Annotated in this window: 9 protein-coding genes and 1 tRNA gene; 7 read left to right on the top strand and 3 right to left on the bottom strand. The window is 58.8% G+C overall.

Going from position 1 to position 20,823, the window contains the following annotated elements; all coding sequences use genetic code 11:
* Positions 1-44 precede the first annotated feature (44 nt).
* Together NBV64_RS17050 and NBV64_RS17045 are read left to right on the top strand one after the other, a co-directional pair.
* Positions 45-13,652: a filamentous hemagglutinin family protein gene (locus NBV64_RS17050; RefSeq protein WP_250756206.1), complete on the top strand. Its 13,608-nt coding sequence runs from the start codon at positions 45-47 to the stop codon at positions 13,650-13,652.
* Between the two features lie 22 nt (positions 13,653-13,674).
* Positions 13,675-14,325: an RNA polymerase sigma factor gene (locus NBV64_RS17045; protein ID WP_143241239.1), complete on the top strand. Its 651-nt coding sequence runs from the start codon at positions 13,675-13,677 to the stop codon at positions 14,323-14,325.
* A 202-nt stretch (positions 14,326-14,527) separates the two neighbouring features.
* Here the strand turns inward: NBV64_RS17045 and NBV64_RS17040 are convergent.
* Positions 14,528-14,603: transfer RNA gene (locus NBV64_RS17040), tRNA-Phe, on the bottom strand.
* A 295-nt stretch (positions 14,604-14,898) separates the two neighbouring features.
* Here NBV64_RS17040 and hemA point away from each other — a divergent pair.
* The 5 genes from hemA to NBV64_RS17015 all read left to right on the top strand — a co-directional run bounded on the left by hemA (position 14,899) and on the right by NBV64_RS17015 (position 19,146).
* Entirely contained in the window at positions 14,899-16,173 is a 1,275-nt protein-coding gene (gene hemA, locus NBV64_RS17035) for a glutamyl-tRNA reductase (protein ID WP_021447198.1), read from the top strand.
* A gap of 98 nt (positions 16,174-16,271) precedes the next feature.
* On the top strand, positions 16,272-17,351 hold the full coding sequence (gene prfA, locus NBV64_RS17030; RefSeq protein ID WP_009464100.1) for a peptide chain release factor 1: 1,080 nt from the start codon (positions 16,272-16,274) through the stop codon (positions 17,349-17,351).
* Positions 17,352-17,386: 35 nt separating this feature from the next.
* Positions 17,387-18,220, top strand: a complete 834-nt coding sequence (gene prmC, locus NBV64_RS17025) for a peptide chain release factor N(5)-glutamine methyltransferase (RefSeq protein ID WP_031232905.1) — start codon at positions 17,387-17,389, stop codon at positions 18,218-18,220.
* Between the two features lie 21 nt (positions 18,221-18,241).
* Entirely contained in the window at positions 18,242-18,568 is a 327-nt protein-coding gene (grxD, locus tag NBV64_RS17020; protein WP_003804985.1) for a Grx4 family monothiol glutaredoxin, read from the top strand.
* Positions 18,565-19,146: a UbiX family flavin prenyltransferase gene (locus NBV64_RS17015; protein WP_009464105.1), complete on the top strand. Its 582-nt coding sequence runs from the start codon at positions 18,565-18,567 to the stop codon at positions 19,144-19,146. Before grxD ends, NBV64_RS17015 begins: the two co-directional genes overlap by 4 nt.
* Positions 19,147-19,304: 158 nt before the next feature.
* On the opposite strand, the gene ttcA is transcribed toward NBV64_RS17015, so the two are convergent.
* Positions 19,305-20,360: a tRNA 2-thiocytidine(32) synthetase TtcA gene (gene ttcA, locus NBV64_RS17010; protein ID WP_009464107.1), complete on the bottom strand. Its 1,056-nt coding sequence runs from the start codon at positions 20,358-20,360 to the stop codon at positions 19,305-19,307.
* Positions 20,361-20,417: 57 nt separating this feature from the next.
* Positions 20,418-20,777, bottom strand: coding sequence for a dihydroneopterin aldolase (gene folB / locus NBV64_RS17005; protein ID WP_009464109.1), 360 nt, complete (start codon positions 20,775-20,777; stop codon positions 20,418-20,420).
* Positions 20,778-20,823 lie beyond the last annotated feature (46 nt).

Here is a 20,823-nt window from a genome sequence, read left to right as displayed (position 1 = left end):
ATGGATACGAAATCCCTCCAGTCTTAAGCCGGGAAACTCAAGCAATGTCGCCACGCCTACGCAGTTTGTCTTCCAAGTCATCTGATCCTAGAAACCCTGTCGATAGAGCTTATCGCGACAAGACCCGAAATCGCCTGACGCCGGTGGCCCGAGCCATAGCGACCTTGCTGCTTACAGGGGGGGTAAGTGCGCAGGCTTATGCGCAAACCCAGCCCGTATCAGGCGCGTGGTTCGCGTCGCGGGGAGCGGTAGAGCGCAATGTCTCCGGCGCACAAGGTGGAATGGTTGATCCGGGCAATGGCCTTTTGAACTCGGCGGCACGCCAACATGCCGAAGCACGTCAGCAATTGGCCCGTTCGGTCGAGAACCTGGGTCGTACCGCCAGTGCGATTGCTGCTCAGCAAGCTGCACAAAAAGCCGCGCGCGAGGCTGCTGCCAAAGAAGCCGGTGTGCCGGACGGTTATGTGCAAGGCGGGGTGTGGGATCGTGATGCTGCAGGCAATCTGCACGTCTGGACCGGCTCAGAGCGTCCGGTGTACACACAAGACAATGGTCAGCACATCGTTGCCATCAAGCAGACCGAAAGCAAAGCCGTACTGAATTGGGAAAGCTTTAACGTGGGCCGCAACACCACGGTGCAGTTCCAGCAAAAAGCGTCCGATGCGGTGTTGAACCGTGTTGTGGGAGCGGATACCGCCCCGAGCCAGATTCAAGGCGCCATCAAGGGTGATGGCACCGTGATGGTGGTGAACCAGAACGGGGTGGTGTTCAGTGGCACGTCTCAAGTGAACGTGCGCAATCTGGTGACAGCCGCCGCCAAGATCACGGACCAGCAATTCAAGGAAGGTTTGTATGGCAAGGATGCCAACACGGCGTCCTTCACTAATGCGCAAGGCAAGATCGAGATACACGCCGGTGCACGTATCGGCACACACGCATCCGAGACCGTGAACCAGGGCGGGGGCTATGTGCTCTTGCTGGGGCAGGAAGTGCACAATGCAGGCAGTATCTCGACCCCGGGCGGGCAGGCTGCCTTGGCCGCTGGCGAGAACTTCATCATCCGCAAGGGGATGGGGACAGAGGAAAACGTCAATTCCACCACCCGTGGCAACACGGTGGTAGCTCAGGCAGGGGCATCCGACAAGGCGGGCCTGGTTCGCAATACGGGCGTGATTCAAGCCGCAACGGGCGACATCACCTTGGCCGGGCGCACGATCAGCCAGGACGGCGTGCTGGTGGCCAGCACCTCGGTTCACAACCGAGGCACGATTCATCTGCAGAACAACAAGACGGATGCTCAATCCAGCGTGACCTTGGGCAAGGATAGCGTCACAGCCATTGTGCTGGACGAAAGCGCTGCTACCGCCCTGGATGTGCAACGCGAAGCTCTGATCAAGGAATCGGACAAGGAAGGCGATGGCCTGCGTCACCGCCGTGATCAGTCGCTGGTACAGATTGCCAGCGGTGGCGATGTGGTTTTCGACGCCGACAGCCTTACGCTGGCGACGGGTGGTCAGGTCTTTGTGGACGCGGCCAGGAACAGCGAGGTACGTCAGGACGCCGTGATTGATGTGTCCGGCCATGTGGGTGTTCGCGTGGCGATGGAAGCCAACAACCTGATGATCAACATTCAGGGTAATGAGCAACGCGATGCTCCGGTCAACCGCGAGGGCGACAATCTGCGCAGCAGCGATGTCTGGCTGGATCGCCGCAACCTGGTGTTTGTTCCTGCTGGCACCAATGGCTATGAAAAGGACCGTTGGTACACCGCGGGCGGGCTACTGGAAGTGGGTGGTTATCTGGGGGTCGCCAGCCACGGTATCGGCGAGTGGGCCGCCCAGGGCGGCACCGTGCAGTTCAGCGGTGCCAGCGTGGTGACGCGCCCCGGTTCCTTGATCAACTTGTCGGGCGGCACGCTGGATGTACAAAGCGGTTATCTGCGTCAAAGCTGGCTGCGGGGTGTGGATGGCCGTCTATACACGGTCGATAGTGCACCGGGCGATTTGCTCTACACCGGCTTGTACAAGGGTTACGAGCAGACCAGTGCGCGCTGGGGTCAAACCCGCAGCTTCTATAACCCGATTCTGGCTCCTACCCAGCGTTACGAAGAAGGCTATACGGTAGGACGTGATGCGGGCCGCCTGGTTATTTCGACCAAGGCGGCGGACCTGCAAGGGCATATCGAATCCGAGGTTTACCAGGGCCCGCGCCAGATTCAGGCACCGGCTCCCAAGCTGGATGGCTATCAGCAGTCACAAACGGCTGTAGCGCGTCGGGCCGAGCTGATTCTGGGTGGCTGGACGCCGGTTTATGACAAGGACACGCAGAATCTGAGCTATAGCCCCAGTGCAGTGGTTGAGCAGATTGTGATTGGCAAGGCTCAGGCGCAAGAGGGGGGGGAGCAGTCCGACGCGACGTCCGGCCCTTCTCGCATCAGCCTGGATTCCGATTGGTTGACGCAAATGGGTCTGGGGGCTCTACGTGCCTATGCCAGCCAAAGTGTGGAAGTCAACGACGCGCTGGAGCTTGCTCTGGGTGGCGAGATCGCGCTGCATGCCAATCAGGTCGATGTGAAGGCTGACCTGACGGCGCGCGGTGGCCGTATTTTGCTGGGTGATATGGTGGATAAATGGACCAGCGCCAGTTTGGGCTGGCAATCCAGCAAGATTGCCGATGTGGCAGCCGGCGCTATTGCTGCCACACGAATTGACTCAGGTGTCACCCTGGATACCAGAGGCTTCTGGAGCAATCAGGAGATGGATAGCCGCGCGATGCGCTATCTGCCGTGGCGTAATGGTGGTGAAATCATTTTGCGCAGCAGCGGTGATGTGACTGTGGCCGAACACGCGCTGCTGGACGTCTCTTCGGCGGCGGCCTATATGGCCGATGGCTCGGTGCTAGGTGGCAAGGGTGGCAATATCACTCTGGCCGCTGATGCGTATATATCCAGCGTATCCGGCATAGGTGGACGACTGGTCTTCGAAGGTGAAATCCGTGGTCATGGTGTGGCTGGTGGTGGCACCTTGCGCTTGCAGACCGGGGAGACTGTCGTGTTGGGTGGCACGGTGCAGGGCAGTGATGGCGTCCTGCAGGCGGGTCAAAGCTCTCTGGCCGATTTGCTGACGACCGAGGCCTTTACCATTGCTGCTGGTGCGATTTTGCCGGTGGATTTCCACTACATGCGTACCCATGCCGCCGCTGGCGAGGTTATTGGCGGGGCGCCCAAGGTTGAGCAGGCCAATCAGTCCAGCTGGATTCATTTGACGACCCCCTGGACCTTGCCCAAGCCAAGCAACGAGAACTCCAGTTATTCGGTTTGGCTGTCCAATGGCCAGCAGTTGCGGGTAGACGGTTATAGCTGGAGCGTGGCGCCAACCTTGCCAGCGGGAACGGTGATCATGGAGATCATGAATCCCGCCGGCTTCCCGACCAACTATGTGGTGCCGGCAGATATCCTGCCTGATGGCATTGCCATTGCGCCATCCCCCGGTGTTTACAAGGCTGGCACGGTCGCTCATGCCGATTTGAGCTATAGCGCAGGCACCTTGCTGCGTGCCGGAACGCGCTTGACGCAGGATGTGGCCGTGGGGACCATGCTGCATCTGGACAGCAGCCTGTTCCAGAAAGGGTTTGCGAATTACGACGTGATAGGCGGTTACGGCGTGGCCGTGGCAGAAGGGGCCAATCTGGCGCTGAACATGCCCGTCATGCAGCTGGATCTGCCCGCTGCACGTCAACTGGCCAATGGTGGGGATCTGAGCCAGGTTGCCTCCCTGTGGTTGCCACCCGAGTTCAGCGAATCGCCCGAAAAAGGCTCGATCAGCCAGCGCGGCGGTGCCGATCTGAGCTTGACGGCAGGTTTTGAGTACAAGCAGCAAGATGTGGACCCCAGTGGCCCCACCCTGTCCGTGGGCAAGGCGGCGCATATTAGCGTAGATGATGGTCGCAACATTATCTTGCAAGGCAGCGGTCAGATTACGGTGGATGGCTCCTTGCGAGCCTCGGGTGGCAAGATCGGTATCTATGGCCTGAGTGCTGGCAGCGAGGACGTGCGCCACCTCAAAGGACACGACGGTTCAATCTGGTTGGGCAGCAATGCCGTGCTGGATGTGTCGGGCAAGGCCATGACGGCTGTCGATACCCAGGGTCAACGCTACGGCAAGGTGCTCAATGGTGGCCGTATCGAAATTGGTAGCAAGTACCAGCAGGCTGCGACGCAGGTCAAGGCTATCGACAGCTTTGTCATTGTGCGCGAAGGCGCGCGCCTGCTGGCATCCGGAGCCGCAGCGACTTTGGACATGCCTGGTCAGGGCGCGCAAACCATCGCTTCCAATGGCGGTGTCATTCATCTGGCCAGCTTCAACGGACTGTATCTGGATGGCGATATGCAGGCCTGGGCCGGTGGTGCCAATGCGGCAGGCGGAACCTTGTCGGTCGCCCTGGAGTCGCCGAACTATGAAATGTCAGGTGGGCCGGGTGATCGCGTGCTGGCACACCGTGAAATGACCTTGGTGCAAGAGCAGCAACTGGAGAATCTGCCGCTTGATCTGCAAGCTGGTCGTGCTGATGCGGGTTTGGTCTACGGCCATGCTCGTTTGGGTGTGGACCGCATTCAGGCGGGGGGCTTTGATAATCTGGCCCTGCTGTCCAACGGCATTTTGTCGATTGAAAACGGTGTGGATTTGCAGATGGGCCAAAGCCTGCATCTGGCCACCCCCAAGATTGCCTTGGCCCCTGGCTCAATGCCCGGTGCTACGGTCAAGCTGGCCGCGCCTCATGTCCGTTTGGCAGGGGCAACGCATCCCACCCGCGACAAGTATGTGACTCCGCTGATTCAGGCTCTGAACAGTAATGAAGGCCGATTGCCCGAGCTGCTGCCAGACTCCTATCTGCGTATCGACGCCAATGTGCTGGACATAGCCAACCAGATCGCCTTCGGTGCATTGGGCCGGTCCTTGCAAAGTGGCAAGGCCGAGGTATCGCGTGCCGGTTTTGATACGGTGGATCTGCGCGCGCAGCACGACCTTCGTTTCTTGAAGCATGCGGTCGGTGATCGTACACAGCTGCTGACCGAAGGGGATCTGGTGCTGGCGGCTGGCCGCATCTATCCGGGAACTGGCGTGACGGCGGAGGTGATTTCCGGCCGTTATATCCAGCGCGATCAGTGGAATAACCCGCTGACACAGTATGACCCGCAGCGCAGCTTGCGTATCGAGCGCATTGGCAGTGGCCCTGTCGCCCAGCCTTATTCTGCCTTGGGTGTCTTGCGCCTGATGTCGGGCAATATTGATCAGGGCGGTGTGTTGCTGGCTCCCTTGGGGCAGTTGGAGTTGGGTGTGGGTGTAGGTGGTGCCTCGCAAGCCCCAACCTCCATGGTGATGCGCCCTGGCAGCATTACCTCGGTCAGTGCCGCGGGTTTGATCATGCCCTACGGCGGGACGGTGGATGGGCTGACCTATAACTATGCAGGTAGCGATGCGCCTTATGTGGGCCTGGGCGGTCTGCTGGGTAATCTCAGCCTGAAAGCCACCAGCGTGGACGTGCAAGAAGGTGCCTTGCTGGATCTGTCGGGTGGTGGAGAACTGACAGGAGCAGGTTTCCTGCCTGGGCGGGGTGGTTCTACGGATGCCCGTCTGCACCCCCTGATTCAGAGCACCAATAACGGCTTCATGCTGCCCGAGCTTTCTGGCAACCCGGTCTATGCCGTCGTGCCAGGTGTACAGCAAGTGGTGGCGCCATTGGCGGCCGACAATGGTGCAGGCGATCCTATGGTGGGACGCCAGATTCATATCGGAGAGGGCGTGCCGGGCCTGGCCGCAGGTACGTATACCTTGCTGCCCTCTACCTACGCCTTGTTGCCTGGTGCTTACCGCGTTGAAATCAGTGGTTCGGGCAGTGCCAGTGCGGCTATGGGTGGCACCATTGCCATGCGTAATGGTTCCTACAATGTGGCCGCCCGTTTGGGGATCGCCAATACCCATGTCATGGATGCCATGCCCTCGCGCGTGGTGCTGACCTCGGCAGACACCCTGCGCCAGTATTCCCAGTACAACGAAACGTCTTACTCGCAGTTTGGGCTGGACTGGGCCATGCGTGATAGCGTCCCGCGCCCTCAACTGGAGCGAGATGCCCGCCAACTGCAGCTGGAGGCGAACCGTTTGCAGGTGGCGTCCGGTGTTGCCAAGTTTGAACCGGCCCAGAATGGCCGTGGGGGCAATGTGGTGCTGACTGGTCAGCGCATTGAAGTGCTGGCTGATGGGGCAGCGCCGACCGCAGGCTTTGATGGTATGTCGGTAGAGTCCGGTGTGCTCAATCGCCTGGGGGCGGCAGGCATCAGTATCGGGGGTTCACCTACCTCTACGTTTGCCTTGCAAGGTTATGGTTCGACCCGCGATGCCTGGCGTGTCAGTCTGGGCAACACGCGCACAGATGAAATCTATATTCGCGGCGGCGCCGTGCTGGAAGCTGCGCAGGTATTTCTGGTGGTGGGTAATCGTGAAAAGGGCCTGACAGTTGAGCAGGGCGCCACGATCAACACCTTGGGCAAAGGCGCCGCGCCCTGGGACTCCAGCGAAGGCTATGTGCTGCAGCCCGGTCAGAAAGGGGTTCTGGCCTTGAGCAATGGCTGGCTGGATGTCACTGCACCCAGCAACGACGATAGTTGGGGCACGGTAGGGGCGGGCTTTCTGCATATAGGGACTTGTGCCGTCGGTAGCAGTTGTTCGGGTGAAACCCGCTTGTATTCTGAAGGCACGATTACTGCTGCCACCAATAAAACCTTTGAGCTGGATGAGTCGGTGCGCTATGGCACACGCAATCTGGTGCTGGCCATGGGTGGCATCAATGTGGGCGGAGCGCAGGCCCTGTCCGACGCGTCTGCTGCGGGTATCTTGCCCTCCGGTCTGACGCTGAATCAAAGTGTGCTGGAGCGCTTGCTGCGCGGCGATACCCAGATGGGGGCGCCTGCATTGGAGAACCTGGTGTTGACGGCGCGTGACTCCGTCAACTTCTATGGTGATGTCAATTTGAGCACGCTGGACCCGGTGACAGGCAAGTCGGCACTGGAGCGCCTGGTGTTAAGCGCAGCTGCCATTTATGGCTATGGTGACGCAAATAGTGAAGCACGTATCGAAACCGGAATTCTGGTCTGGAACGGAGCCACGACACCGGCGGGCAACATCGTGGAAGGCGGCGCGGGCACGGGGAATGGCCGTCTGGTATTTGATGCTCAGCAGATTGAGTTTGGTTACGGCCCGAAAAGCCAGCCCGATACCGTGGGTATGCACGACCGTCTGGCCTTGGGCTTTAGCAGCGTGAACCTGAATGCTTCCGAGCGCATCACAGCCAATCACAAGGGCAGCTTGTCCGTGTACCACAGTCGTGGTGCCTGGGATGCAGCCAGCAATGGCTGGACCTATCAGGGCGGCAATCTGAACATCAGCACCCCCTTGTTTACCGGACAGGCCGGTTCGGTCAACAACATCCGTGCAGGTGGCAACATTGCGGTGACTCGTCCGCAGGGGAGCAGCACGGTGCAGCCTGATCTGGCCACAGCGGTGCACGCCTTGGGAGCCGAGTTGAGCCTGGATGCTGCCAGGTCCCTGGTCTGGGACAGTGCGGCCTTGCTGCCTAGCGGCAAGCTGAAGCTGTCTGCTCAGGACGATGTGGTTCTGCAAGAGGGTGCGCAACTGGATCTGGCAGGGCGTCCGATCAGCTTCTTTGATGTGAACAAGTACAGCTGGGGTGGCGAGGTTGTGCTGGAGAGTCGCGGCGGCAATGTGATCCAAGCGGCGGAGTCCCTGATTGATGTATCGGCCCAGCACAATCGTGCAGGCAAACTGACGGCCCTGGCCTTGAACGGCTTGGTGGACTTGCGTGGCCGTATGTCGGGAGCTGGAACAGGGCATTACGATGCGGGCGGTACCTTGGTGCCTTTTGCCTCCGGCTTTATTGAGCTGCGTGGACAGCAGATTGCGGACTTTGCGGGACTTAACGCCCGTCTGAATGAAGGATCGGTGTGGGGTGGTCGCAGCTTCCAACTGCGCCAGGGGGATCTGCTCATTGGCAACGAGCTTAAAGCGCGTGAAATCAATGTCTCCGTGGACAATGGCAGCCTGACGGTCAACGGCACCATTGATGCCAGCGGTGAGCAGGCGGGCAGCATTCGCCTGGCTGCCAAGCGAGGGGTGACCCTGACTGGCAGCGCCGTGCTGGATGCCAGTGCCAGTGTGCTGCGTCGGGACAGTTACGGCCAAGTGATTGAAGCACCTAACCGGGCCATCATTGAAATTGATTCGGGCCAGGGTCGTCTGGTTCTGGCCGATGGCATGCGCATGAATCTGAGTGTGGCTGGTTCCCATGCGAATTACGGCACTGTCGCTCTGAACGCACCGCGCCTGGGTGGCGCGACGGGCAACGATGTCGATATTGATGCACGCGGTGCACTCAACATTACCGGGGCGAGGTCGATTGCCGTCAATGCTTTCCAGCAATACGACGATGCGCAGCTTGGCCTCGATGAAACGGTAGATGGTCGCAGCTACCAGCGTATCGATCAGGACTACTTGCGTCAGAAGCATCTGGATAGTGAAACCTTCATCAACAAGGCTCTGGCGAATCAGGCCTTGATGCAAGGCAAGCTGGCCGGGCTGCGTGCTTATGGTGATCAATTCCACCTGCGCCCTGGTGTGGAGATTGTCAGCAATGCCGCCACGAATCCAGATGGTGATCTGCATGTAGATGGGGATATTGATCTGTCGGGCTACCGCTATGCCAGCGTAAATCCTCATGCTCAGAAAAGCTCGGTATATGGCTCGGGCGAGGCCGGGGCCCTGGTATTGCGCGCCGCTGGAGATCTGACGATTTTTGGCAGTTTGACGGATGGCTTCAATACCTCCGTGCTGGGTGTCACGGCTGATGATGGTGGCTGGGTTCTGCCCGCAGGTCGTATGCCTTTTGGCGGTGATCTCATCATCCCCCATGGCGGCATGGCCACGCTGGACGTGGGGACCCAGTTCGCGGCCGGTCGTACCGTTAACTATGACCTGCCCGTGGAGGGCATGAGCTTGCCACGCGGCACCGTAATCCCCAGCCTGATGAGTCTGGCGCAAGGCCTGTCCTTGCAGGCAGGAACGGTGCTGTCAGCGGCCGTGCTGGATGCGTCCGGGCAAGTGGTTTATGCCGCTGGCACGGTCTTGAAAGAGGCAGTGACACTACAAGCCAATATGCAGTTGGCCGCGGGCTTCCGTTTGCCGGAGGATGCGCAAATGGCGGCTACTCTGTGGCCCAAAGGCGTGCCCTTGCCGGTGCTCATGAAATTGAACCAGCAGGTCGCCTTGAAGAAAGGGGCGTTGGTGCCTTCCGAGACGGACGTGGTATTGCCGGGCGGGGCCGTGATGGTCGATCTTCGTCCTCGAGATGGGGATGACGCGCAAGGTCGTATGCTGGCTCTGGCCCCCATGTTGGCCGCTGGCTCGCAGTCCTGGGATTTGCGTCTGGTTGCCGGGGCGGATACCTCGGCAGCGGATAATCGCTTGACGTTGATTGATACCGAGCGTCGCTTGATGCTGGCGGATACGCACTTTGGCCTTGGCGTGAAATCAACCGAAATTCCAGGAACGGGTAAACCAGCGGTGTATGGCTGGGGAGAGGTCAGCCGCTTTGAAGAGCTGATTGAGTTGCTGGCGGGGGGCTATTGGTTGAGCTTTGTGCCTGTCTCTGGTGAGCAGGTGACACAGGCGCAGATCGAAGAGCTGCAAGCGTACGGCATTATCGGCACCGATATCACTGAACTGAATATTTTTGGCATGGGCGATATGGCCGCCGAGCTCTCGCCCGCTACACCGCCCGAGATGCAAGACGTGAAACAGCCCGCCCGTGAACAACTGTTCAGTGTCCTGCGTACGGGCGTGGGTGATCTGGATCTGGTGTCTGGTGGCGACATCGAGATGAATTCGCTGTATGGGGTCTACACCGCAGGCACGCCGTCGGCATCGATGGGGGCGGCCTATAACCAGGCGCGTGGCAAGTTGTTCGATGGCACGATCTTGCGCGCGGAAGGCAAGCGTTTCGAGTCGCTGGTCGACGGTGGTGCGGACAGCCTGTATCAGGCCTGGTATCCCGAAAAGGGCGGCAATGTGTTGCTGCGTGCTCAAGGCAGTGTGAAGGGGGATCTGGTCGGCAATAACGACGGCAAGAATGATCAGAGCTACACCTTCTACAACACGCGTCAGCAGATTGCTTCTACGGCAGTGGGTAACTGGTTGTGGCGCCAGGGAACGGGTAGTGCAGTGTCAGCCTCGGAAGGGACTCCCAGTGCCTGGTGGGTCAACTTCGGGACATATGTGGCGGGTACCGCAAATGGCGGGTATAGCGAGTACGACACCTGGTTGTTTGCCAACGATCCTTTCCTGGCCGGCTTTACCGGTGTGGGTACTTTGGGTGGTGGCAACTTGACCGTGGAGGCCGGAGCGGATGCCGGCATGTTGAACCAGCGCGGTATTCGCAGCAGCTGGAATCAGCAGACGCATACGCCGCGCAGCCAGGGCTTGCATCTGGTGGTGGGCAGCACAGGCCGAATCACCTCGGGGGGCGAACTGGTACAGACAGGTGGCGGGGACCTGGTCCTGCGCCTGGGTGGCACACTGAACCCGAACCCCGATGTGCGCTTGAACGAGCATGACCTGAACAGCACTTTGGTGAATTTGCGAGGAGCGATTGCTCTGGATGCCGGCGCGGTTGGTGGGGTAAAGCTGGGCTTTGGTGGAACAGATCACATGGATACGCGTCCTGGCAATATTTATGCCAGCGGCGGAGGGACCGCAACAGGTGGTCCGATTCTGGTCTTGGGTGACTCCGCAGTACGCATGCAAACGCGGGGCGATCTGGTGCTGGGCAGTACGGTAGACCCAGGGCGTACCTTGTCCTTAAGCTCAACGCCTTTCTCCGTAGATGGCCAGCACTATGACGGCAATGGTTGGTCCTGGTTCTCCTTGTGGACACCGGCGACGGCGATTGATTTGTTGAGTGTGGGGGGCAACCTGACGCCCACCACGTCCTGGGATGAGCGCAATGCGTATGAGGATACGCGTTGGGGCGACCCAGGCCGCAACCAGTCCCATAACGCAGATGGTCATTTCTATCCTTCTATCCTGCGTGCGGCGGCCGCTAACGGCAATATTCAGTATGGAGCCAGTGCCAGCGATGCCACTGTACCCAGCAATTCAATATTGCGTTATGGCTTTGGTACGGTACTGGCCCCTTCGCCAATGGGCGAGCAGTTTGTCAACGCAACAGGGCGTGGTGAACTGCAGTTCCTGGCGGGGGGCTCCATTCAGGCGGCCGGCTACGTTTTCTCGGCCTCGGCGGCAGACGCAGCGGCCATGTCCAGCCCCTTCCGTCCTGCCTTTGTAGGCTTGCTATCGCAGACAGGGGGCGGCGAGTACGGCTATAACCCTCGCATAATTCATAACGTGGATGGCGAGGCCGTCAAGCTCAACGACTGGTTCACCGTCAGCAGCAAGACGATCACTTCGCTGTACGGAGGCCGTCAAAATACAGGTTCCTTGTTTGTGTTTGGTACGCCGGTCAATATCGGTACTGCCGCAGCTCAACGTCAGCCCGCTCGTTACTACGCCGTCAACGGCGACATTGTTGGCTTGCGCGTCGGTCAGGAAGTGTTGTTGGGATACCCACCGGGCTCGCAGGGCTCACGTATGGAAGGCTCGGTTCCTGTGGCGATTCGGGCCGGGCGTGACATTACCGACTCGGGCACACGCCTGGGGCAGAAAGATGCCGTGGCAGGGGCCAAGAGTGCCACTGCGACGACACGCGGTAATTTGATTACCCATGCCTGGGCAGACGATATTTCCATTGTTGAAGCGGGTCGGGACGTGCGTAACAGCAGCTTCTACATCTTGGGGCCAGGTTTGCTGGACGTGTCGGCTGGGCGTCATGTGTATCTGGCTGACAAGGGCGAGATCAAGAGTCTGGGGCCCTTGAGCAGTGCCTTGTCCGATAGTCGTGGTGGCGGCGCCAGTATTTCGGTCTCGGCCGGAATGGGCGAAGGAGCGCATTGGAACGACTTTGCGGCGCGCTATCTGAACCCCGAGAATCAGGCTGATCTGGAGCTGCCGTTTGCAGATCAACAGGGCAAGGCGCTGTACATCTATAGCGGTGGCCTGACGCTGGGGCAATGGCTGCAACGCGAGTTTGGCTACACAGGCGATGAAGCCGGCGCACAAGCCTTCCTGCAGGAGAAGCAGGGAGAGCTGGACCAAGTACGCGATCAGGCCAGGGCTGAAGGCCGCAATGCCTCCAGTCGTCCCTTGGCGCGAGAGTACAAGCTGGAGAGCCAGCTGCACCTGGTCAATTGGTTGAGCACCCGCTTTGGCGACAAGAACGGCCTGGGCCTGCATTTTGATGCGGCCAGTATGGACGCCCGCAGCTTCTTCGAGGCCTTGCCGCCCGAGCAGCAACGCAGCTATCTGCGTAATGTGTACTACGCAGAGCTGAAGGCATCGGGCCGTGAGTACAACGATAGTGACAGCAAGCGCGCAGGCAGCTATTTGCGTGGTCGTGAAGCGATTGCCACCTTGTTCCCCGAACAGGATGCTCAAGGCAAGGCCTTGAGCTACACGGGTGATTTGACGATGTACAGCAGTGCGCTGTATTACGACGCGGATTACGTGAACAACACGACGGGCAAGAGTCGACCCACTCCCAAGCTGGATTACATCACCAAGGCCGAGTGGGAGGCCTTGGGCAGTCCGGGTTACAACGTGTCGTTCTACGACGTGCTGGATGCGGGTATTCACACCAACTTTGGTGGTGACATCAGCATCCTGACTCCCGGCGGGCGTGCCCTGGTGGGGATTGATGGTGGCTTTAACCCTGGTCCGGGATCGGGTGTGATCACGCAAGGGGAAGGGGACATCAACTTCTTCTCGCAAAGCGACATTCTGATGGGACAGAGCCGGGTCTTTACGACCTTTGGCGGCAATATTCTGGCCTGGTCGGCAGCAGGGGACATTAACGCGGGTCGGGGTAGCAAGACCACGGTGGTCTACACGCCGCAACGTCGTGTTTACGATCTGTTTGGCAATGTGGCCTTGTCACCATCAACACCGAATACCGGTGCGGGTATCGCTACCTTGAACCCGGTTCCCGAGGTCCCGCCAGGTTATATCGATCTGATTGCGCCATTGGGAACGGTGGACGCGGGCGAGGCAGGGATTCGCGTGTCGGGCGACATCAATATCGCCGCCTTGCGTGTGGTCAATGCAGACAATATTCAGGTACAGGGCGAGTCCAAGGGAATTCCGGTGGTGGCGACCGTCAACACAGGCGCCTTGAGTAACGCCAGCGCGACAGCATCGTCGGCCGCATCGGCGGCGCAGGATACGGTCAACCGCGCTCGTGCACAGGCTCGTCAGAATCTGCCTTCGGTCATTACTGTGCAGATTCTGGGATTTGGGGATGCAGGGCAGTCAGGGGGCGGGGCCACATCATCAGGAGCAGGCCCAGCGACTTCCAGGATAGATGCCTCTGCGTATCGCCAAGACAGTACGGTGCAGGTCCTGGGACTGGGCGCCAATCCGCAATCCGCTCTGGATCGGTTGACGCCCGAGGAGCGGCGGCGGATGACACTGTAGCTTGAGCCTGGGAGATCTGATCATGCTGTCCACTTGCCTGCCCTTGCCTACACGCAAGCGTAATGAAGAGTGTGTGACGCCGCAGTATTCACTGTGCTTGTATCTGAAGGTGCACTACGAAGAGCTGCTGCGTCAATTGACCATCCGCCTGCGCTGCCGCGACCGCGCAGCGGATGCCTTGCACGACACCTGGCTGCGTCTGCATGGCAGCCGGGAGATCGGGCCGGTCGCCAACCCCCGCCTGTATTTACTGCGTATGGCCAGCAATCTGGCGATCGATGAATGGCGAGCCGAGTCCGGCAGAGGGACGCTGGTGCCCCTGGAGGAACTGGAAGAGCATCAGCAGATTTCCCCCATGCCGGGGCCAGAGTCCAGCCTGATCGGCCGATCTTTGCTGTCCGTCCTGATCTACGCCATCGAGCTGCTGCCCCGCCAACGTCGCGCCATCTTTCTGGCGGCTCGCCTTGAGGAACAAAGCCTTAGCGTGGTGGCTGAGCGCTTCGGCGTCACCACCAGCAAAGCACGCAACGAACTGCGCCGGGCTGAGGCGCATTGCGAACAGGCCTTGCTCGGAAACTGGACGGAGCTACGGCAGGGGCGCAAGGCCTGTGTAACACCACCACCGACCATGACGGCCGGGTTTGGCTGGATGGCGGAGCCGGTGGGGTTTTGAGGGCGACGGGGGGCTGGAACAGCAAGTATCGAGATTATCGATACTTCCGTTATATCGAGAATCTCGATATTGGCCCAGCAAAGAGGTGTTCGCTTGAGCCATGCGCATATGGGTAATCCAGTTGCTCTGGCTGTTTGATGCGCATCTGGCAAGTAGAAAAAAAAAAGCCCAGTCGTTTGACTGGGCTTTTTGCTTGAATTCTTGGTGGCCTGGGGCGGAATCGAACCACCGACACAAGGATTTTCAATCCTCTGCTCTACCGACTGAGCTACCAGGCCAACGTGTACTGCTCGGTAAAAATAGAACTATACCACGTTTTTTAATTTGTGCGCATAGTACAACAAAAAATTTATGCATCTTTTCGACTTCAAATTTGCCGTACCCCTAGGGGGAGGCCCTTTTCAGCGAAAAGAGGGCTGCATAAAGGAGTGCAATTGTAATCACAAAAGGGCAATTCAAGTAACATTTTTGGCAAAATTGCGGCTTGCGGCGTAAAATCACTTAAATTTCATGCGTTTTGCCTTTGCAAAATTGCCAGTCTTGGTCTTTTCAGGGCTATAGCCTGTACTGCTCATGTCTGTAGATGTTCTAACCTTCGGTCTGAATCATGTGTCCGCGCCCGTTGCCGTGCGCGAGCGCGTTGCGTTTCCGATCGATGTGTTAAAGCCTGCGCTTGATACCTTGCGTGCCACGTTCGGCACCGGTGTCCGTGAAGCAGCCATTCTGTCTACCTGTAATCGTACCGAGATCTACTGTGCGGCCGAGCCCCATGTGGCTGAGCGTCTGCCCGAATGGATGGCAGACTTCAACAGTCTGCGCTCTGCCGAGCTGACCCCCCATCTGTACCGCTACAACCAGAACGAGGCCGTGCGCCATGCGTTCCGTGTTGCCAGCGGTCTGGACTCCATGGTCTTGGGTGAGCCCCAGATTCTGGGTCAGATGAAAGATGCCGTGCGTGCCGCCAACGAGGCCGGCTCGCTGGGCACCTTGTTGCATCAATTGTTCCAGCGCACCTTCTCGGTGGCCAAGGAAGTCCGTACGCAAACCGCTATTGGCGCCCATTCGGTGTCCATGGCTGCCGCGGCTGTCCGTTTGGCCGAGCGTGTGTTTGGTGACCTGAGCCAGGCCAAAGTGCTGTTTATTGGTGCTGGGGAAATGATCGAGCTGTGTGCCACGCACTTTGCGGCAGTGAACCCCTGTAGCATCGTGGTCGCCAACCGTACTCAGGAACGGGCTGAAAGCCTGGCCTCGCGCTTCATGGCCAGCACCATGAAGCTGGCTGATGTGCCTGATCGTCTGGCAGATTTTGACGTGGTGGTGTCCTGTACGGCCAGTACCTTGCCCATTCTGGGTCTGGGTATGGTGGAACGAGCTGTGCGTTCGCGTCGTCACCGCCCTGTGGTCATGGTTGATCTGGCCGTGCCACGCGATATTGAAACCGAAGTAGGTCGCCTGGACGACGTGTACCTGTATACCGTCGATGATCTGGGCCGCTTTGTACAACGGGGTGCCGATGCCCGTCAGGCCGCTGTGGTGCAGGCTGAAGCCATTATTGACACCCAGGTGCAGCATTACATGCACTGGCTGAGTACCCGTGCGATTGTGCCGGCCATTCTGGATGTGCAGCAGTCGGTCGAAAAAGTACGTCAACACGAGCTGGAGCGCGCGCGCCGCATGTTGGCCCGTGGCGATGATCCAGCAGAAGTCATTGAAATGCTGGCGCATGGCCTGACTCAAAAGTACATGCACGGCCCGATGGCTGAATTGACGCGCAGTGAAGGTTCCGAGCGCGAGCAATTGTTGAATTTGCTGCCTCGTCTGTTGCCCTCGACCACCCGTCGACGTTAGCGTTTGGGCTGTTGTCTGTTCACCGACTCTCCTGCGGTGCAGCCCGATAGCTTTGAACTGCGCCCAGACCCTCTGATTTTCCCTTTAGGCTGTTCCCTATGAAAGACTCTATGCGCAGTCGGCTTGAGCAATTGGCTCGCCGTCTGCATGAAGTTGATGCCATGCTTGCCGAGCCTGAAATTGCCAGCAATATGGACGAGTTTCGCAAACTGTCGCGCGAGCGCTCCGAGCTGGACCCTGTTGTAGCAGCCTTCAAAAGCTATGAGGCTGCCGAAGGGGATCTGCAAGCGGCCCAGGACATGATGTCCGACCCTGAATTGAAGGAAATGGGCGAAGAAGAATACAAGTTGGGCAAGGAACGTATCGCTCAACTGGAGGATGAACTGCAAATCCTGCTCCTGCCGCGCGACCCGGACGACACCCGTAACGTGTTCATTGAAATCCGCGCCGGTGCCGGTGGGGACGAAAGCGCTTTGTTTGCCGGGGATTTGCTGCGCATGTACATGCGCTATGCTGAAAACTGCGGCTGGCGTACGGAGATCATGTCTGCCAGCGATTCGGAAGTGGGTGGTTACAAGGAAGTGATCGTTCGAATTGAAGGCCAGGATGTGTACGGGCGTCTGAAGTTCGAGTCCGGTGCGCACCGTGTGCAGCGTGTGCCTGAGACTGAAGCCCAGGGTCGCATCCATACCTCTACGTGTACCGTGGCCGTGTTGCCCGAAGCCGAAGGCCTGGCTGAAATCACCATCAATCCTGCTGATTTGCGTGTGGACACCTTCCGCGCCAGTGGTGCCGGGGGTCAGCACGTGAACAAGACGGACTCTGCCGTTCGTCTGACTCACTTGCCTACAGGTTTGGTGGTGGAGTGTCAGGACGACCGTTCCCAGCACCGTAACCGCGAAAAGGCCTTGCAGGTGCTGGCCGCTCGTCTGAAAGACAAGCAGCAGCGTGAGCAATCTGACAAAGAAGCCGCCGAGCGTAAAAGCCTGGTCGGTACGGGAGACCGCTCCGAGCGCATCCGTACCTACAACTTCCCGCAAGGCCGCATGACGGATCACCGTATCAATCTGACCTTGTACAAGCTGGGCTACATCATGGACGGCGATCTGGACGAGCTGATCAAGGCCTTGCTGTCCGAGCATCAGGCCGGTTTGCTGGCTGATCTGGCGCAGGCGTGAGCAAGAGCCTATCCGGTGAGCAGGCCGTGTCCTCAATGGCCACGCCTGCCGACTATCCCCGTACCTTGCGAGCCTTGCAGCCGTTAAGTCCCTTGCCGCGCCTGGAGCGCGACATGCTGTGGATGCAGGTGCTGGGCGTCGGTCGTTCCTGGCTGATTGCGCACGACACGGACGAGTTGCCGCTGGACAAGATCCAAGCCTATCAAGCTCTGGAAGCCCGCCGTGTGGCGGGCGAGCCCATGGCGTATATCGTCGGTGTGCGGGAATTCATGGGCCATGAGTTTCTGGTGTCGCCCTCGGTGCTGATTCCTCGCCCGGATACCGAAACCCTGGTTGAGCGTGCCTTGGAGCGTGTGCAGAACATCCAATCTCCCCGCATTCTGGATATGGGCTGTGGCAGCGGCGCCATTGCGGTTTCTCTGGCGCTGGCACGTCCTGATGCCCATGTGGTCGCCAGTGACATCAGCACACTGGTATTGGCGCAGGCGGGCTTAAATGCTCAGCGTTTGTGTGGGAAAGTCGAGTTTTGCCTGGGGAGTTGGTACGATGCCGTGGCAGGCCAGGAACCTTTTGACCTGATCGTGTCCAACCCTCCATACATTGCAGTGGATGATGAACATCTGGCGCAGGGCGATGTGCGGTTCGAGCCGCGTCAGGCACTGACCGATGGCTCTGACGGCTTGACGGATTTGCGTACAATAGTTCAGGGAGCCGGGCCGTATCTGCGTCCTGGTGCTAGTCTTCTCATGGAGCACGGCTGGGATCAGGCCGACCATGTGCAAAATATGCTGCGGCAGGCAGGGTTCAAACAGGTCATCAGTTATGAGGATCTGGCAGGAATCCGGCGGGTCACAGGTGGACAGTGTTAATTCTTTTCTTAAGAGAACATCATGAGTGAAGTTCAAGATTTCATCCGCGAAACCGTAACGGAAAACCCCGTTGTGCTGTTTATGAAGGGCACAGCTCAAGCTCCTCAGTGTGGTTTCTCCGCACGCACCGTGCAGATTCTGCGCGCTGTTGGCCTGAGCCAGGTGGTTGTGGTCAACGTGCTGGACGACGCCGAAGTGCGTCAGGGCATCAAGGACTTCTCCAACTGGCCCACCATCCCCCAGCTGTACATCAAGGGCGAATTCGTCGGCGGTTCGGACATCGTGTCTGAAATGTACGAAAACGGCGAACTGGAAACCATGCTGCGCGAGGCTGGGGCTCTGGAGTGAGCACCAAGCGACGCCTGGTCATCGGCATGACCGGGGCCACCGGGGCGGTCTACACCGTGCGCCTGCTGCAAGTGCTGCAGTCCTGTCCGGATGTGGAAACTCATTTGGTGATCTCGCCCTCCGGGGTGCTGAACATCAAATATGAGCTGGATATCGGCAGGCACGAGATTCAGGCTCTGGCCGATCAGGTGCACAGCTTCCGCGATGTGGGTGCAACCTTGGCCAGTGGCAGTTTTCCTACGGCGGGCATGGTGATTGTGCCGTGCTCGATGCGTACGCTGGCCGCCGTGGCGCATGGTTTGTCTGACAACCTGATTACCCGGGCTGCCGACGTTACCTTGAAAGAGCGTCGTCGTTTGGTGATGATGGTGCGTGAAACGCCATTCAATCTGGCGCATTTGCGCAATATGACGGCCGTGACGGAGATGGGCGGGATCATCTTCCCGCCTATGCCCGCGTTTTACCTGCGACCCAAAAACATCGATGATATTGTCGATCACACGGTGATGCGGGTGTTGGAATTGTTCGATATTCAGGTGTCCGGTGAACGCTGGGATGGTTCGCAAAAACCGAGCTAAGGCCTGATAGTCGTTCAGCGGGCGCAAAAAAAGCCCCGATATAAACCTCCACAATCTGGATATCATTCCAGACACTAGCGGTTTATATCGGGGCTTTTTATTGTCTGTCGCTTGTGTATTTGCAGGCGGCAAGCGCTACGCTAAGCCGCGTGTCATGTTTATTGGCCGGAACGACGCTTGCTCATGAACACAATCTGCTGTTCACCGGAAGCGGCAGGCTGAGCAGGTGTGAAGGCATCCTGACGCACGCCCGGAGTAGCGTCGTCGTTATCTTCCTCAAAGCCTGCGGCCAGCAAGCTCTCGGGCAGGTGATCGTCAAAATAATCCTGATCAAAGCCTTTATCGCCTTCCGGATCGGCCTGGCCTGTGACCTTCAGGTCTGCAAAGTTATGCAGCTTGGGGTCCATCAGGTGCGAAGGCACCACGCGTGTCAGAGCTCCAAACACGTTCCAGGAACGGTGCGGGAATTTCTTGTCCCATTCCGCAATCATGCGGTTGATCTCCTGGCGCTTCAGGTTTTCCTGCGAACCGCACAAGTTACAGGGGATGATGGGGAATTCTTTCAGCTTGGCGTAGGCGATCAGGTCCTTCTCGGGTACATAGGCCAGAGGGCGGATCACGATGTGTTCGCCATTGTCCGACATCAGCTTGGGTGGCATGCCTTTCATGCGGCCACCGTAAAACAGGTTCAGGAAGAAGGTAGCCAGAATGTCATCTCGATGATGGCCCAGGGCGATCTTGGTGGCACCCAGTTCCTTGGCGACACGGTACAAGATGCCGCGACGCAAACGCGAGCACAGCGAGCACATGGTCTTGCCTTCGGCAATCACGCGCGTCACCACCGAGTACGTGTCCTGAGTTTCGATGTGATAGGGCACGCCCAGCTTTTCCAGATACTCGGGCAGGATGTGGTCAGGGAAACCGGGCTGTTTCTGGTCCAGGTTCACGGCCACGATGTCGAACTTGATCGGAGCGCGCTTTTGCAAAGTCATCAGCACGTCCAGCAGGCCGTAGGAATCCTTGCCGCCAGACAGGCAGACCATGATCTTGTCGCCTTCCTCGATCATGTTGAAGTCACCGATGGCGCGGCCCACCTCACGCATGATGCGTTTGCTCAGCTTGTTGTCATTGACGCGCTGCTTGCGTTCAGCTTTGCTGGCAAACACGGGAGTCTCGGTTTCGGAAGGAGGGAGGGTGCTGGTGTCTTGGGACATAAGGAAAAGCGGAAAGAAGTGTCGTCGTAGCCCCAGCCAGAGGCGGGGCAGGGGGCTTTAGCGGCTGCGTTCAATCTCGATGCCGACGGCATCACAGTCGGCAAAGGCCTCGGGTTTGCTGGCGCGGATTTTAACGCGTTCCACGGTCGGGAAATCATTCTGGATGCGCTCAGCCAAGCGCTCTACCAGTGTTTCCAGCAGATTCGTGTGTTCCGTGGTGCTGACGTCGATCAGTGCCTCGCGCAGCTGACGGTAGTCCAACACGGTCCCGATGTCCTCGTCCTGAACGTCCTGCGTAATGGTGGTGTCGAATTCGGCATCAATATGCAGGGGCTGGCGGTGAACCAGTTCGTGGTCCAGCATGCCGATAGAGGCTTGCACCACCAGATTGTTGATGAATATACGGCGTGTAGTCATGGCAAAAACAAAGTAGCAGGCCCGCCATGGTTGGCGGGCCTGGAAA

It is taken from the genome of Alcaligenes sp. DN25, assembly GCF_023674485.1.
Taxonomy (GTDB): domain Bacteria; phylum Pseudomonadota; class Gammaproteobacteria; order Burkholderiales; family Burkholderiaceae_B; genus Alcaligenes; species Alcaligenes phenolicus.
The sequence above is the reverse complement of the archived record's forward strand: the minus strand, read 5'-3'. Positions and strand labels throughout refer to the sequence as shown.

Bases quoted from the DNA above. Each gene is read 5' to 3' on its own strand.
- NBV64_RS17050 (WP_250756206.1), top strand. From the start codon at position 45: ATGTCGCCACGCCTACGCAGTTTGTCTTCCAAGTCATCTGATCCTAGA.
- NBV64_RS17045 (WP_143241239.1), top strand. From the start codon at position 13,675: ATGCTGTCCACTTGCCTGCCCTTGCCTACACGCAAGCGTAATGAAGAG.
- hemA (WP_021447198.1), top strand. From the start codon at position 14,899: ATGTCTGTAGATGTTCTAACCTTCGGTCTGAATCATGTGTCCGCGCCC.
- prfA (WP_009464100.1), top strand. From the start codon at position 16,272: ATGAAAGACTCTATGCGCAGTCGGCTTGAGCAATTGGCTCGCCGTCTG.
- prmC (WP_031232905.1), top strand. From the start codon at position 17,387: ATGGCCACGCCTGCCGACTATCCCCGTACCTTGCGAGCCTTGCAGCCG.
- grxD (WP_003804985.1), top strand. From the start codon at position 18,242: ATGAGTGAAGTTCAAGATTTCATCCGCGAAACCGTAACGGAAAACCCC.
- ttcA (WP_009464107.1), bottom strand. From the start codon at position 20,360: ATGTCCCAAGACACCAGCACCCTCCCTCCTTCCGAAACCGAGACTCCC.
- folB (WP_009464109.1), bottom strand. From the start codon at position 20,777: ATGACTACACGCCGTATATTCATCAACAATCTGGTGGTGCAAGCCTCT.